At 45.9% G+C, this 14,949-nt stretch carries 13 protein-coding genes; all 13 read right to left on the bottom strand.

Annotated features, from left to right (window positions below; all coding sequences use genetic code 11):
• Nucleotides 1-166: 166 nt before the first annotated feature.
• The 13 genes from AC27FN_RS01120 to nusA all read right to left on the bottom strand — a co-directional run bounded on the left by AC27FN_RS01120 (nucleotide 167) and on the right by nusA (nucleotide 14,939).
• A complete protein-coding gene (locus tag AC27FN_RS01120; RefSeq protein WP_487166192.1) occupies nucleotides 167-523 on the bottom strand; it encodes a hypothetical protein in 357 nt (118 codons plus the stop codon).
• A 22-nt stretch (nucleotides 524-545) separates the two neighbouring features.
• Nucleotides 546-2,387, bottom strand: coding sequence for a translation elongation factor 4 (lepA, locus tag AC27FN_RS01115; RefSeq protein ID WP_487166191.1), 1,842 nt, complete (start codon nucleotides 2,385-2,387; stop codon nucleotides 546-548).
• Nucleotides 2,388-2,670: 283 nt separating this feature from the next.
• Nucleotides 2,671-3,780: a molecular chaperone DnaJ gene (gene dnaJ / locus AC27FN_RS01110; protein ID WP_487166190.1), complete on the bottom strand. Its 1,110-nt coding sequence runs from the start codon at nucleotides 3,778-3,780 to the stop codon at nucleotides 2,671-2,673.
• Nucleotides 3,781-3,900: 120 nt separating this feature from the next.
• On the bottom strand, nucleotides 3,901-5,754 hold the full coding sequence (gene dnaK / locus AC27FN_RS01105) for a molecular chaperone DnaK (RefSeq protein WP_487166189.1): 1,854 nt from the start codon (nucleotides 5,752-5,754) through the stop codon (nucleotides 3,901-3,903).
• A gap of 27 nt (nucleotides 5,755-5,781) precedes the next feature.
• The gene (gene grpE / locus AC27FN_RS01100) at nucleotides 5,782-6,390 is read right to left on the bottom strand and encodes a nucleotide exchange factor GrpE (RefSeq protein WP_487166578.1); all 609 of its coding nucleotides are present in this window, start codon (nucleotides 6,388-6,390) and stop codon (nucleotides 5,782-5,784) included.
• Between the two features lie 45 nt (nucleotides 6,391-6,435).
• Complete coding sequence (gene hrcA / locus AC27FN_RS01095) at nucleotides 6,436-7,503, bottom strand: heat-inducible transcriptional repressor HrcA (RefSeq protein WP_487166188.1); 1,068 nt, start codon at nucleotides 7,501-7,503, stop codon at nucleotides 6,436-6,438.
• A gap of 265 nt (nucleotides 7,504-7,768) precedes the next feature.
• Nucleotides 7,769-8,728, bottom strand: a complete 960-nt coding sequence (gene ribF, locus AC27FN_RS01090) for a riboflavin biosynthesis protein RibF (RefSeq protein ID WP_487166187.1) — start codon at nucleotides 8,726-8,728, stop codon at nucleotides 7,769-7,771.
• Between the two features lie 38 nt (nucleotides 8,729-8,766).
• Entirely contained in the window at nucleotides 8,767-9,675 is a 909-nt protein-coding gene (gene truB / locus AC27FN_RS01085; RefSeq protein WP_487166186.1) for a tRNA pseudouridine(55) synthase TruB, read from the bottom strand.
• Nucleotides 9,676-9,793: 118 nt separating this feature from the next.
• Entirely contained in the window at nucleotides 9,794-10,156 is a 363-nt protein-coding gene (gene rbfA, locus AC27FN_RS01080) for a 30S ribosome-binding factor RbfA (protein WP_487166185.1), read from the bottom strand.
• A gap of 44 nt (nucleotides 10,157-10,200) precedes the next feature.
• Nucleotides 10,201-13,083, bottom strand: coding sequence for a translation initiation factor IF-2 (gene infB, locus AC27FN_RS01075; protein WP_487166184.1), 2,883 nt, complete (start codon nucleotides 13,081-13,083; stop codon nucleotides 10,201-10,203).
• Between the two features lie 17 nt (nucleotides 13,084-13,100).
• Nucleotides 13,101-13,409 (bottom strand): ribosomal L7Ae/L30e/S12e/Gadd45 family protein, encoded by a 309-nt coding sequence (locus tag AC27FN_RS01070; protein WP_487166183.1) that lies wholly within the window; start codon nucleotides 13,407-13,409, stop codon nucleotides 13,101-13,103.
• A complete protein-coding gene (gene rnpM / locus AC27FN_RS01065) occupies nucleotides 13,406-13,708 on the bottom strand; it encodes an RNase P modulator RnpM (protein WP_407882391.1) in 303 nt (100 codons plus the stop codon). The genes AC27FN_RS01070 and rnpM overlap by 4 nt, the downstream gene beginning before the upstream one ends.
• Before the next feature lie 82 nt (nucleotides 13,709-13,790).
• Nucleotides 13,791-14,939 (bottom strand): transcription termination factor NusA, encoded by a 1,149-nt coding sequence (gene nusA, locus AC27FN_RS01060; protein WP_487166182.1) that lies wholly within the window; start codon nucleotides 14,937-14,939, stop codon nucleotides 13,791-13,793.
• Nucleotides 14,940-14,949 lie beyond the last annotated feature (10 nt).

The following is a 14,949-nucleotide window of genomic DNA, read 5'->3' as shown; positions in this document are numbered from 1 at the left end:
GACAAAAGTTGCACAGAAATGCCATTTCAAACTGCTTATTGATGAGAAGAACTTTTGTTGGTCCCCCTTTATCCGTATGCTAGCTTGTCAGTGCTCAGAACCAGCTTAATGTCAGTCAAAAAAAAGACCAATCCCCAGTACGTGAGATTGATCTAATCAAATTGTCCTATTCTTGCACATTTTCATGCCGGCGAGCTGCTTCCCGACGAACTTGTTCATAGCGTTCACGTCCATCATCCGTCAAAATGTGTTCTGCAAGATAAACCAGCAGATCATCTTCACTCGTGAAAATTCGCGGGTTATGTTGACCATGCAGGCGTAAATCAAATTCATCGATTTTCAGCCGACCAGTCCAGCTGTGACTGTATTTCGTGATCAATCGATTGTTTAGTTTCTTCTTGCCAAAACGGAGGACGTATACATGTTGTGGCACCATCAACGGCCGAATGTACGTCTTCTCATATCGAAATTGGTTAGCCTTTAAAAACGCTTTGGTCCTTGCTAGCACACACTCACCTCCCATTATTTAGACGGTTTACACCGCCCTATTTTGCTTTATGACTTTCTTCTTCATCGGTCTGCAAGACCGCCATGAAAGCCTCCTGTGGGACATCAACTACCCCAACTGACTTCATCCGCTTCTTGCCGGCCTTTTGTTTCTCTAGCAACTTCATCCGCCGAGTTCGGTCACCACCATAGAGGTGTGCCGTCACGTCTTTACGATAGGCCTTAATGTCAGAGCGAGCAACAACTTTAGCACCGATGGCAGCTTGGACCGGAATTTCAAAGTTTTGTCGTGGGATAATGTTTTTAAGTCGACCAACAATTAGTCGACCACGGGTCGCTGCGAATTCCCGCGCCACAATAAAGCTCAACGCGTCAACCCGATCACCATTAAGTAAGATATCAATTTTCACCAGATCGCCGGCGCGATAGCCAGCCAACTCGTAGTCCAGTGATGCATATCCTCGGGTACTACTCTTTAAGCGATCAAAGAAATCAAAGATTATTTCAGATAATGGGATGTAGTATATCACGTTCACCCGATTATCATCAAGATAAACCATTGTATCAAACTCGCCACGCTTACGTTGACAGAGTTCCATGACAGCGCCGACATAATCATTAGGCACCATGATTGTTGCTTTAACATAGGGCTCATTAATCGTTTTGATGCTGGCTGGCTCTGGCATCTCCGAAGGATTCTCCACGATCACTTGTGTCCCATCAGTCAAATCAACATGATAGGTAACCGACGGTGCGGTCGTAATTAAATCTAGATTAAATTCACGCTCCAGTCGTTCTTGCACGACATCCATATGGAGCATACCTAAGAATCCACAACGAAAACCTGATCCTAATGCTTGTGACTTTTCAGGTTCGAACACCAATGCGGCGTCGTTGAGCTGCAACTTCTCCAAAGCTTCACGAAGGTCATTATATTTGGCATTGTCTGTCGGATATAAACCGGCAAATACCATCGGGTTCATCTTACGATAACCAGGCAATGCCTCAGCCGTCGGATGATCGGCATTAGTGACTGTGTCGCCGACACGCGTGTCGGCGATATCCTTGATGGCCGCGGTAATATACCCCACATCGCCAGCCATCAAAACGTCACGTTTGATTGGTTTGGGCGAGTTTACGCCAACTTCTGTCACTTCATACGTTGTGCCTGAATTCATTAAGCGAATGTGATCGCCAGGCTTAACCGTGCCTTCCATGATGCGTAAGCTTAACACAACCCCCCGATAGTCATCGTAAATCGAATCAAAAATGAGGGCTTTTAACGGTGCGTTAACATCCCCAACCGGTGCCGGAATCTGGGTCACAATTTGTTCCAGAATAGCTTCAATACCAATTCCACTTTTAGCACTGGCTAACACCGCATTAGACGCATCAATGCCAATGTCTGTTTCAATTTCTTGGCGAACCACTTCCGGTTGTGCTGATGGTAAATCAATTTTATTGATAACTGGTAAAATTTCCAGATTATTATCAATGGCGAGATAGGTGTTGGCTAAGGTTTGCGCCTCGACTCCCTGCGCCGCATCGACCACCAGCAAGGCTCCCTCACAGGCTGCTAATGAACGGGAAACTTCATAGGAGAAATCGACATGGCCAGGCGTGTCGATAAGATGAAAAATGTAAGTTTCACCATCTTTAGCATGATAGTGCAATTCGACTGCATTTAATTTGATGGTAATCCCGCGTTCACGTTCGAGCGGCATATCATCTAAAACCTGGTTTTGCATATCGCGTTTGGAGATCGTATCTGTTAATTCAAGGATCCGGTCAGCCAATGTCGACTTACCATGATCAATATGCGCGACGATAGAAAAATTTCGAATATGCCGTTGCCGTTCTTGCATTTCGGCAGGTGTCATGGCAAAACCTCCTTGATTATTGGGTCGCCAACGTAAGGTTATGCGACAAATTTAAATGACTCACGAAGCAAATCTCCGGTTTCGTCATCGGTGATATTTTTAATCATGTCACTTCAATACGTGAAACTCTAAACATTAATTATAACAGCACTCACCGACCCCGGCAAACATAATCTCCAGATCAACTCGGCACTAGAGACAAGACAACCCTCTTCCTGAGTTAGTCAAGAAAAGGGTTGTTGATTGTTTGTTTCAGGTGAAGTCACCGTTGATTCGAGTAACTTTAATGTCGGCCAAACAGGCCACCATGACCATTAGGCATTTCTTCACCACTAGCTTTTGCAAAGGCCTTTAAAGCATCTCGCTGAGCTTTGTTCAATCCCTTTGGTGTTTGAACGTTCACCGTGACGCGTTCATCACCGTTACCATTACCACGTAGGCGTGGAACACCTTTGCCCCGCAATCTAAAGGTCGTGCCAGTTTGGGTGCCAGCAGGAATCTTTAACTTAACATTACCGTGAACGGTTTTGACCTCAATTTCATCACCCAAGGCCGCTTGTGTAAATGACAATGGCTGATCGAAATAGATATCCGTGCCATCACGTTTGAAATCTTGGCTCGGTTGGACGGTAAAGACGATAAACAAATCACCGTAAGGACCACCATTTCGCCCAGCTTCACCTTGACCTTGTAACCGCATTTGCTGACCATCATCAACACCGGCCGGAACCTTTACTTCAATCTCGTGATTTTCCGTAACGTGACCGTCACCATGACAGGTAGGGCATTTTTCTTTAATTTCCTTGCCCGTTCCACCACAAACCTCACAAACCTGTTGCGAGCGCATCTGTCCTAACGGCGTATTGCGGACTGTCTCAACGTAACCCGTTCCGCCACAGTTGTGACAGGTAACCGGTGACGTTCCTGGCTTGGCACCACTACCACCACAAGTCTGACAAGTTGCCTCCCGGTCATACTTAATCGTCGTTTCTTTGCCAAAGATGGCTTCTTCGAACTTCAACTGCATGGAGTACTGTAAATCTTGACCTGGTTGCGGAGCCGTCGGATTACGCCGCGCGCTGCCGCCGCCAAACATTTGACTAAAAATATCGTCAAAGCCAAAACCTTGTCCACCGCCAAAGCCGTCAAAGCCTTGACCGCCACCAAACTGCTGTCCTGCGTCACCGTACTGATCATATTGTTGACGCTTTTGTTCGTCACCAATTTTTTCATAGGCATCAGCAACTTCTTTGAATTTGGCCTCCGCATCTGGTGCCTTATTCAAATCCGGATGGTACTTTTTTGATAATTTTCGGTAAGCCTTCTTGATCTCATCCTGAGATGCATCCCGACCTACGCCGAGCACATCGTACGGGTCTCTTCCTTGAGACATAAACGAACCCCCATACCTATTTGTTTCATCGTGTCATGTGCGTAAGTGTACCACACCATTTTCTTAAGTGCACAAAGAGTCAAAGAGGCCGCAGCGTCTTTGACTCTCTTGTAGTCGAGTTTACTTCTTGTCGTCAGGGTCAACTTCTTTGAAGTCGCCATCAACAGTATCACCATCAGCCGAGCCAGCACCACTATTATCACCGCTTGCGGCGGAACCAGCGGCTCCGTCAGCTGAACCTGCATTTTGTTGATACAACTTCACCGTTAAGTCTTGGACAATCTTATTTAAGTCGTCCTTCTTGGCTTTCATCTCTTCGACGTTGTTGTCAGCTTGAGCTTTCTTTAACGCATCACGCGCATCAGTTGCTTGCTTAACCTCTTCATCAGAAACTTTGCCCTTCAGTTCGTCTAAAGTCTTGTCAACTTGGAACAAGAGCTGATCCACTTCGTTCTTTAAGTCCGCTTCATCTTTGCGTGCCTTATCAGCATCCGCATTTTCTTCAGCTTCCTTCTTCATCCGATCAATTTCTTCATCGGATAAACCAGTATTACTCTTGATCGTGATCTTTTGTTCCTTGTTCGTACCAAGATCTTTGGCCGAAACGTTCACAATCCCGTTCTTATCGATATCAAATGTCACTTGAATCTGTGGAACGCCACGGGGCGCAGCTGGAATGTCAGTTAACTGGAAGTTGCCAAGCGTCTTGTTATCTGCTGCCATTGGGCGTTCACCTTGTAACACGTGAATGTCAACGGCTGGTTGATTGTCTGCAGCTGTCGAGAAGGTTTGACTCTTAGAAGTTGGAATCGTCGTGTTACGATCAATTAGCTTCGTAAAGACGCCACCCATTGTTTCGATCCCTAATGACAAAGGTGTGACATCAAGTAAGACGACATCTTTTACATCACCAGTGATAACCCCACCTTGGATCGCAGCACCCAAAGCCACCGCTTCATCTGGATTGATCGAGTGGTTTGGTTCTTTACCGGCAAGTTCCTTAACCGCTTCTTGAACTGCGGGAATCCGAGTGGAACCACCATTTAAGATCACCTCGTCAATATCATTCATTGACAGGTCAGCATCACGTAAAGCATTTTGAACCGGCGTCTTCGTCCGTTCGATTAAGTCGGCCGTCATTTGGTTAAATTGGGCCCGTGATAAGGTTTCTTCCAAGTGTAAAGGACCATTATCACCGCTGGAAATAAATGGCAGGCTGATTTGTGCCTCATTAACGCCGGACAAGTCTTTTTTGGCCTTTTCAGCGGCATCCTTCAGTCGTTGCATCGCCATGGTGTCACTAGACAAATCAATGCCATTTTCCTTCTTGAAATTATCAACTAGCCAGTCAATAATCTTTTGATCAAAATCATCTCCGCCAAGGTGAGTGTCCCCATTGGTAGATAAGACGTCAAAGACCCCATCACCTAGCTCCAAAATGGAAACATCAAACGTACCACCACCTAGGTCATAAACTAGGATTTTTTCGTCTTTATCCTTCTTGTCCAAACCATAGGCTAATGCTGACGCGGTTGGTTCGTTGATGATTCGTTCAACCGTTAAGCCAGCAATTTTACCAGCGTCTTTGGTTGCTTGACGTTGAGCATCGTTAAAGTAAGCAGGTACTGTGATGACTGCTTGTTCAACTTTTTCGCCCAAATAATCTTCAGCAAAGCCTTTGATATATTGCAAGATCATTGCTGAAATCTCTTGAGGGGTGTACTTCTTACCTTCGATATCGACGGTATAGTCCGCCTCACCCATGTGTCGCTTGATCGAACGAACAGTATTCGGGTTCGTGATTGCTTGACGTTTAGCGACTTCACCAACTTGAGTTTCACCATTTTTAAATGAAACAACGGATGGTGTCGTCCGGTTACCTTCAGGGTTCGTAATAATCTTTGGCTGACTACCTTCTAGCACTGCAACAGCTGAGTTAGTGGTCCCTAAGTCAATCCCGATAATTTTTGCCATGTTTTTAAACTTCCTTATATATTAATCTTATTGTGCCACAACGACCATTGCTGGGCGTAAGACACGATCTTTTAGCATATAGCCCTTCTGAAGCACTTTAACGACAGTTTCAGGCGTTTGGCCATCTTCGGCCGGCGTAGTTTGCACCGCCTGATGTTTGGTCGGATCAAATGGCTGGTTTATGGCTTCGATCTCAGTCACGTTATTTTGTTTCAGCGCAGCCTGCAAATGATCGTAAACCATCTGCACCCCATGTTGCAACTTTTTAGCGGCCTCGTCGTCAACCTCTGTCGCCAATGCTCGCTCCAAGTTGTCCAATTCTGGCACAACATCATGAGCTAACTGCTGCCCGTCGTATTTCAATAAGGCGGCTGTTTCTTTTTGCTGTCGCTGCTGAATATTAGCAATCTCAGCCTGCGCCCGCAAAAGTTGATCATTCTTTTCTTCTAACTGGGTTTGCAAGGATTCAACGACCTGTTGCGATTTCTTTTCATCGCTCACAGATTCAGCCTCAATTGGCTTCTTAATGTCTTTCGCACGCGGATCCTTGGCTTTTGCCGCAGTTGCTTCACTTTCAGCAACAGCTTCATTTTCCTGGGCATCCGTTTGCTGTGATGTTTCAGACAAATGTGCCACCTCCAATTCACTCAAAAATTTTAGTCTTCAATTTATGAATCTTGCTCACCGATCAAGCTCCCGATAATAATCAAGGAGTTTGGCAGCAAGCTCTTGGCGGAAAGCGCCAATTAAACCGATCATTCGTGAATATGGCATCCGTGTCGGACCCAAAACCGCAATCATGCCACGACCATGGGGACCCACATCATACGTTCCCGTCACCAAACTATAATCCTTCAACAGGTCATTGGTAATCTCGTCACCAATTTTGACCTGCACCTGATTGTCTGGTGGACTTAGAACACTAGCAATGTCAGTTGAGGTATCAAAAAGTTGATACATCGATTTCAATACTTGTGGGTCTTGATCTGCCGAGAAGTTCAACAGATTCAACCGTCCCCCAACAAAGAATCGCTCCGTGGCGGCTTGATCGAGGACGTGCCCTAAAATCTCCAAAAAACCGCTTGGCGTTTGCAGATACTGCCCGACCTGCGCCGGAATTTGCACCCGCAATTTCTCCATAATCTCCGGTAATTGTAAACCAACAAGCTGATCGTTGATTAACCGAACAACGGCTTCCAGTTGATCACTGGCAATATTACGAGGAATTGTAAATGTCTGGTTAGCAACATCCCCGTTGTCAAGAACCATAATCGCCATGACCTGTCGATTTCCCAAAGGCACTAAGCGAAATCCACTCAGACGAACATCCGCTTGTTCCGGTTTCAGAGTAAACGCCGTATAGGAAGTTAACTCTGATAACAGATTGGCCGACTCTTCAATAATCTCGTCGATCTTATTAAATGAACCGCCCAACTCACTTTGAATTAGCTGAATATCGGCACGTTCAACCGCGTCGTCACTGACTAAATGATCAACATAGTAACGATAACCTAATAATGATGGGACCCGGCCAGAAGAGGTATGTTCTTTTTGAACATACCCGGCTTCTTCTAGCGCGGCCATTTCATTACGAATGGTGGCCGAACTAACGTGGATCGGTAAATGAGCACTTAGGCCTTTCGATCCGACAGCCGACCCGGTTTCGGTATACTCACGGACAATAGCTTGTAAAATTAATTTTTGTCGATCAGTTAACGTCTTAATCACCTCTTTTAGCACTTGTGCCATTTGAGTGCTAAGAACAATTACTAATATAACAACTTGGTCAAACAAAGTCAAACATAAATTCGGATTCCCGACAGCATTTTTCAGGGCTTTCTAGCCTGCCTAATTTCAGCAACCGGCTCGGTCGATTACGTTCGGCTTGCACGTAAAAAGACACCATCTCAACCTTGAGACAATGTCCGTTGAAGCTAAGCTGCTCGCACATTCGCCAACACATTCTAATCCGACCAAACTCACTTAATAGATGACGGTTAGGAGTGACATTTGATTAAATCGTTAATTTAGGACCACCGACTTGATCGATGAAGCGCTGCGTGTTAATGACATCTTGATCTAGCTGTTCAACCAATGCCTCAGCACCGTCAAACTTAACCTGATCACGAAGGTACCCTCCCCACGCGATTGTCACTTCTTCGCCATAAATTTCCTCATTGAAATCGAGTAGATAAATCTCATCCGTAACCGGTCGATGCGCACCGAATGTTTCATTACGACCGATCGAAGCCATCCCGGCATGCCAATCGGTCCCTACTTTCAGCCAAACCGCATAAATGCCAATCCCGGGTAACCGCTGAACAGCGGACCCTTCAACATTGGCCGTTGGATAACCCAAGGTGCGGCCACGTGCTTCGCCATGAATAACAATCCCAGTTGTTTGATAAGTATAGCCAAGCAACTCATTGGCGTGGGCAACTTGGCCGGCATCAATTAATTCACGAATTCGCGTTGAACTGTCCTTGGCATGATCCATTGAGACTTGTCCCACCTCGACGACCTCAAAACGATCGCGGGCATACCCCGGTAGTTGCGCCATATTGGCCACCGCTTTGCGACCATAAGTGTGATCAAACCCAGCTACCACCGCTACCGCGTGTAACCCGACCATATACTGATCAACAAATGCTTGCGGTGTCAGTGAAGCAAGTTTAGAGGTAAAGCTGACGCCGTACACAATGTCGACGCCTAATTGCTTCAACAAGCTCAACTTGCGATCGAATGTCGATAGATACCGAAATGACTCCGTTGACGTCTGATACACAATGGACGGGTGATGGGTATAAGTCAACACGGCCAATTTTGCATGACGAGCGGTGGCAATTTCACGAGCGCGCTTGATGACCGTTTGATGGCCAAGATGCACACCATCAAAAAAGCCCATGGCTAAGACAACATTACCATCGGGAATCTGTTCTGCTTGATAGGGGTGGCGTAAATAGATGACTTCCACAATCTGACACCTTCATTAACAATATTTTTGAATTTCTGTTAAAGATGATTTGAAAACATTTTGAGCGGCTTAGCGTGACGCCGATCATCGCTGAGCTGATATAAGGCCTTGATACGCTGTTGATAGCGGACAGAAACAATGGACTGGTCACCGAGAATCGTTGGGGATAAAAAGCCACCATTCTGCACGATTTGCCATTGTTCATCACTTAATTCAACCACGGGATAGTGCGAAAGCGCAACATCAATTGGGAGCAAATATTGCTCAATGCTATGATCAGCTACCGCGTTTGCAACATCGGTCAATGTCAATGTCTGACTGAGTTCAAAGCCGCCACTTTTAAGCCGTGTTAGATCACTCATGACAGCAGCGACCCCCAGTTGTTCACCCAATTGGACCGCTAGTGTGCGGACATAAGTGCCTTTACCACAACCAATTTCAAAGGGAACCACCTGAACATGTGCTTGTTTATCAAAATGACTGTCCCCAGTTTGCTTAAAATAATCCACGTGAATGTGGCGCACGGGCCGTTCGACTGTTTCCCCAGCCCGGGCATACTCGTAAAGTTTACGCCCACGAACTTTGACCGCGGAATACATCGGTGGAACCTGCTCGATGTCGCCAATCAAGGCCTCCATGCCGGTAAGAATCTGAGCATCGGTAAATGGTTGCTTCAGTAGCGTTTGCTTCACCACCGCACCATCCAAATCCTCAGTTTCTGTCGCATACCCAAATGTAACTGTTCCGCGGTAAACCTTACCAGAATCCATTAAATAAGGGACAACCTTAGTTGCTGCCCCGACACAAATTGGTAAAACACCATCCACATTAGGATCTAATGTACCGGAATGACCAATTTTTTTTGTATGCAACAGTTTGCGAAGTTTAAATACGACATCATGGCTCGTCAGTCCCCGCGGTTTATTGATGGGCAAAATGCCTTCCATGAATGTAAACCTCACTTTATCAAGTTAAAAAATCTTCTGTTTAACAACCAAATAATTATAACCTAGTGCTATGTAAAAAGCGACTGCCTTCAATAGACAGTCGCTTTTCTCGAAAAGATTAATCTCGTTCTTGCCGACGAAGCCCATTGATTAGTTCATCAATGTGACTACCGTACTGAACCGAACGATCCTGCTCAAACGTAATTTCCGGCGTTTTATAAATACTCAGTCGATGACCAAGCTCGCCACGAATCAAACCGCTGGCTTTAGCTAATCCAGCCGCAGCCTTTTCGTTGTCGCTAGCTTTGTCAGACAAGATACTATAGTACAACGTCGCTTCTTGCAAATCACCAGTGACTGTAACTCCGGTGATCGTCACCCCAGCCACTCGTGGGTCGCGCACGCGCTTAAGCAAGATATCGGTCACTTCGCGTTGAATCTCTTGTTCCAGACGACCCACACGATAATGTTTATCGGCCATGTTTTCACCGCCTCATCTTACAATCTTTTTAGGATTAATGTCGTTTATTCAACGGGAACTTCTTTCATAACATAAGCTTCAATGACGTCACCAACTTTGATGTCATTGTACCCAGCAATTGTCAAACCAAGGTCAAAGCCAGCTTTAACTTCTTTAACTGAATCCTTGAAGCGCTGCAATGAACCCAACTTACCCTCGTAAATGACGACACCGTCACGAACTAGGCGAACGCCAGCATCGCGGCTGATGTAGCCTTCCGTAACCATCCCACCGACAACGGTTCCCACTTTAGAAACCTTGTAAAGTTCACGAACTTCAACTTGACCGGTGACTTGTTCTTCGTAGACCGGTTCAAGCATCCCTTTCATGGCGGACTCGATTTCATCGATGGCGTTGTAAATCACGTTGTGCAAGCGAATGTCGACACCATCGCTATCAGCTTGGGACTTTGCTTGCGCGGTTGGCCGAACGTTAAAACCAACAATAATCGCATTAGAAGCTTCCGCCAGGGTAACGTCGCTCTCATTAATCGCCCCAACAGCTTGGTGAATGATATTCACCCGGACACCATCAACTTGAATTTTCTGGAATGAATTAGCCAACGCCTCAACGGAACCTTGAACGTCCGCCTTAATAATGACGTCAACTTCCTTCATTTCGCCTTCCTTCATGGTATCGAATAAGTTATCCAATGTCACATGGTTGGCGTGAGAACGTTCCTCAACCTGTGCACGACTAGCACGCTCTTCACCAGCAGCCCGGGCCGATTTTTCATCTGCAAAGACGACAAATTTGTCCCCAGCCTCTGGGACATCGTTCATCCCAGTAATTTCCACTGGTGTCGCAGGTGTCGCCTCTTTAACTGCGCGACCGCGATCATTGTTCATGGTTCTAATTCGACCATAGGTGTTCCCAATAACGATTGGATCACCAATCTTCAGGGTTCCTTCTTGAACCAGCACTGTCGCCACTGGACCACGCCCCTTATCAAGACGAGCTTCAATAACGGAACCTAAAGCGCGCTGATCAGGGTCAGCCTTTAGTTCCATCAAGTCAGCTTGTAACAACACCATGTCGAGCAATTCATCTAAATTCTTGTCAAACTTAGCTGAAATTTCAACAAAAATTGTGTCGCCACCCCAATCTTCAGGAATGAGGTTATACTCGGCTAACTGTTCAATAACATGGTTCGGGTTTGCCCCTGGTTTATCAATCTTGTTAACTGCTACGATGATTGGCGTCTTCGCTGCTTGGGCATGGTGAATCGCCTCAATTGTTTGCGGCATCACACCATCATCAGCAGCCACCACCAAGATGGTAATATCTGTAATATCTGCACCACGAGCTCGCATTGCTGTGAAGGCCGCGTGTCCAGGTGTGTCAATAAAGGTAATCTTACGACCCTTTAATTCAACTTGGTAAGCCCCAATTTTTTGAGTGATCCCACCGGCTTCACCAGCCGTAATATGCGAGTTACGCAGTTGATCCAACAATGTTGTCTTCCCGTGGTCAACGTGACCCATAATTGTGACAACTGGAGGGCGTGAAACCAGTTTCGTTGGATCAGTTTGTGATTGTTCCTCAAAGAATTTATCAATATCGGCGATATCTTCTTGAGGTTTCTCTTCCGCACCAATCCCGTAATCTGCCGCTAAAATCTCAATCGTATCTTTATCTAGACTTTGGTTTTGGTTAACCATGACACCCAGCATAAATAACTTTTTAATGATTTCGGCTGGTTCACGATGCAAAATTTTACCCAAATCTTGCGCATTCATACCAACATCGTACATCAGGACTTCTGGTAATGGCCGCTCTTTCCGCGTTGAAACTGGCTTTGGCTGAGAAGTCTGACGAATCCGTTGATTCTTCTTGTTACGCTTCTGGTGTTTTTGACCATATTGCTGTTGGCCACCACGACCACCACGCCGGTTGTTGCTAAATCGATTACTTGGTGCATTATTGCCAAACCGATTATTCGAATTATTGGCTGAAGTATTGGACCGGCCATTCGTGTTCGTTGACCGTGAAGCGGTCGTTGTCGGACGCGATGACGTCGTTTGATTACTTCGATTCGTCGTCGACCGATTGCTATTTGTTGGTCGATTTTGATTCGAACTGCGGTTTTGGCTAGTATTACGATTTTGGTTCGTATTACGGCTTTGGCTTGTACCGCGATTTTGATTTGTTGATCGATTCTGACCGTTACGATCATTTGGTCGATGTTGACTACTCTGAGCCGAACGATTCTGACCATTATGCGACCGATCACTAGTCGACGTTGCCGGCCGGTGTTGACGCGAATCAGTCTGACTAGTCCCATTAGTTGCATGGTGCTGAGTCGTTTGCGACTTATTTTGATCTACCGTTACTGCACGACCGGTTTGTGATTGTGGTGCTTGCGAATGCGCCATCGTCGCTTGGCTGGCGGTTGCTGATTTAACTGTGGCCGTTGTCGAAGCTGCGGCTGCGGATTTGGCGGCTGTTACAACTGGTTGCGCCTGACTGGCTGCGGTTGATGCTTGTGATTTAGCTGGTTGACTAGTTGCACTAGCTGCTGATTGTTGCCGTTTGCTTGACCGATTGTTGGCCCGTGGGTTATCTAAATTCAATATACGTCCTTCACCATGCAAATTAGCCCCGTTACGACCAAAATTAGTCCGACGCCGATCTGGTTTCTTTTTATTATTAATCAAATGATGCACAATCTTACGCTTGCCAGACTGAGTTTCAGTCTGTTTTGTCGTTGCATCGCTATTCGTGGTTGAGGCAGGTTTAACTGCCCCACGAATCGTTTTTTCTTGTTCATCTGTTACCGTTGCCATGTGATTGTTAAACGACAGACCTTTGGTAGCAGCGGTGGTTAACAGATCCTTGCTTGAAACGTTAAGTTCCTTCGCGAGTTCATAGATTCGCTTATTGGCCATCCTTTCACGCTCCTCATTTAAATTTGTGCTAGCAATTCGCGCATTTTCTTCGCAAAGCCAGCGTCATCAACCCCAATTGCAACACGTTGTCGACCGGTTGCTTGACTCAATTGGACTTCCGTAAAAGCCAAACTTGTCGGGATCTCATAGTAACTTGCTTTATCGCTTAGCTTTTTGAGTGAACTAGCCCCCATGTCACTGGACAACCAAAGTAGGTCTAGCTGCTGAGCTTTAATGGCAGCTAAAACCATAGGTTCACCACTGACAAGTTTGCCAGCTCGCTGAGCCAAGCCCAGTAAATTCATCAATTGTTGAGTTGGCGTCATTTGGCTTCATCACCAAACAACAACCGGCGGGCCTGTTGATGATCAACATAGGCAATCAATTCTTCATAGAAATCATCCGGCACTGTAATGCCAAATGCTTTGTCTAGCGCATGCCCTTGTTGTGCCTTTTTGGCAACATCTACGTCAATACTAACATAGGCTCCGCGACCATTCTGCTTACCGGTTGGATCGATCGCTAACTCATTGGCCTTGTTTTTGACGACCCGGATCAAATTCTTTTTGGGCATCATCTCACCGGTAACAATGTCTTTGCGCATCGGAATCTTTCGTTGATGCATGTCATTACCCCCTTTTAAATCAGTTTAAACAACGTTAACTCTGATTTTAGTCGGTTCAGAAACTCGTTTAACAACGAGTCAATTAATCATTGATCTGTTCAGGTTGTTCAAAGTCAGGTCGATCGACTTCTTCGTCTGTGCCCGCCTCAACATATTCTTGATCAGTTGCGTCTTCGAATAGTGTTGCCGCTTCAGTCTCAGATTTGATATCAATCTTAAAGCCTGTCAGCTTAGCAGCGAGCCGAGCATTTTGACCACGTTTACCGATTGCCAACGATAATTGATAGTCAGGAACAACAACCGTGCAAGCCCGTTCGTTTTCAGAATCAAACACGACATCAACGACTTCCGCAGGATTAAGTGAATTAGCGACGTATTGCGCGTCATCAGCCATCCATTCCACAATGTCCATGTTCTCTCCAGAAAGCTCGTTTACGATAGCTTGGACCCGTTGTCCACGTGGTCCAACACAAGTTCCCACGGGGTCCAAATTAGGATCATTTGATTTCACCGCAACCTTTGCCCGATCCCCAGCTTCGCGAGCGATCGACATGATTTCAACGGTCCCATCATAAATTTCGGGAACCTCTTCTTCAAACAAGCGTTTCAATAGTTCTGGATGGGTTCGACTAACAAAGACTTGCGGTCCCTTCGCGTTATTTTCGACGCGAGCCACGTACACTTTAATCTTGTCATGCATCTTATAGGTTTCATTGGGCATCTGATCAGAATTAGCCATCACAGCTTCAACGGTATTTGAGCCACTTCCTAATGTAATGTACAGATAACGCGTATCCTGACGTTCAACTTCACCAGTCACAACCTCATCCATATATTGACTATACTCGTCATAGACAAGACTACGTTCAGCTTCGCGCACACGTTGCATAATGACTTGCTTAGCCGTTTGTGCCGCAATTCGGCCAAAGTTCTTAGGGGTTACTTCAAACTTAATTTCATCCCCAATTTCGTAAGCCCGGTTAATCGCTAAGGCATCTTGCAAACTAACCTGTTGCTGACTATCTTCGACGTCTTCCACAACTTTTTTGACGGCATAGACTTTGATGTCTCCTTTGCGCTCATCAAAATTCACTTCCACATTGCCGGCCTGATTGTAGTTACGCTTGTAAGCTGACACTAAGGCCGCCTCCAAGGCTTCGATCACAACCGTTTTTTTAATGCCCTTTTCTTGTTCGAGGGCATCCAAAGCCCCCACTAACTCTTTACTCATTTCGTCGTAC

It is taken from the genome of Furfurilactobacillus sp. W61-4 (assembly GCF_057545565.1).
This window is presented reverse-complemented; position numbering and strand designations above follow the sequence as displayed.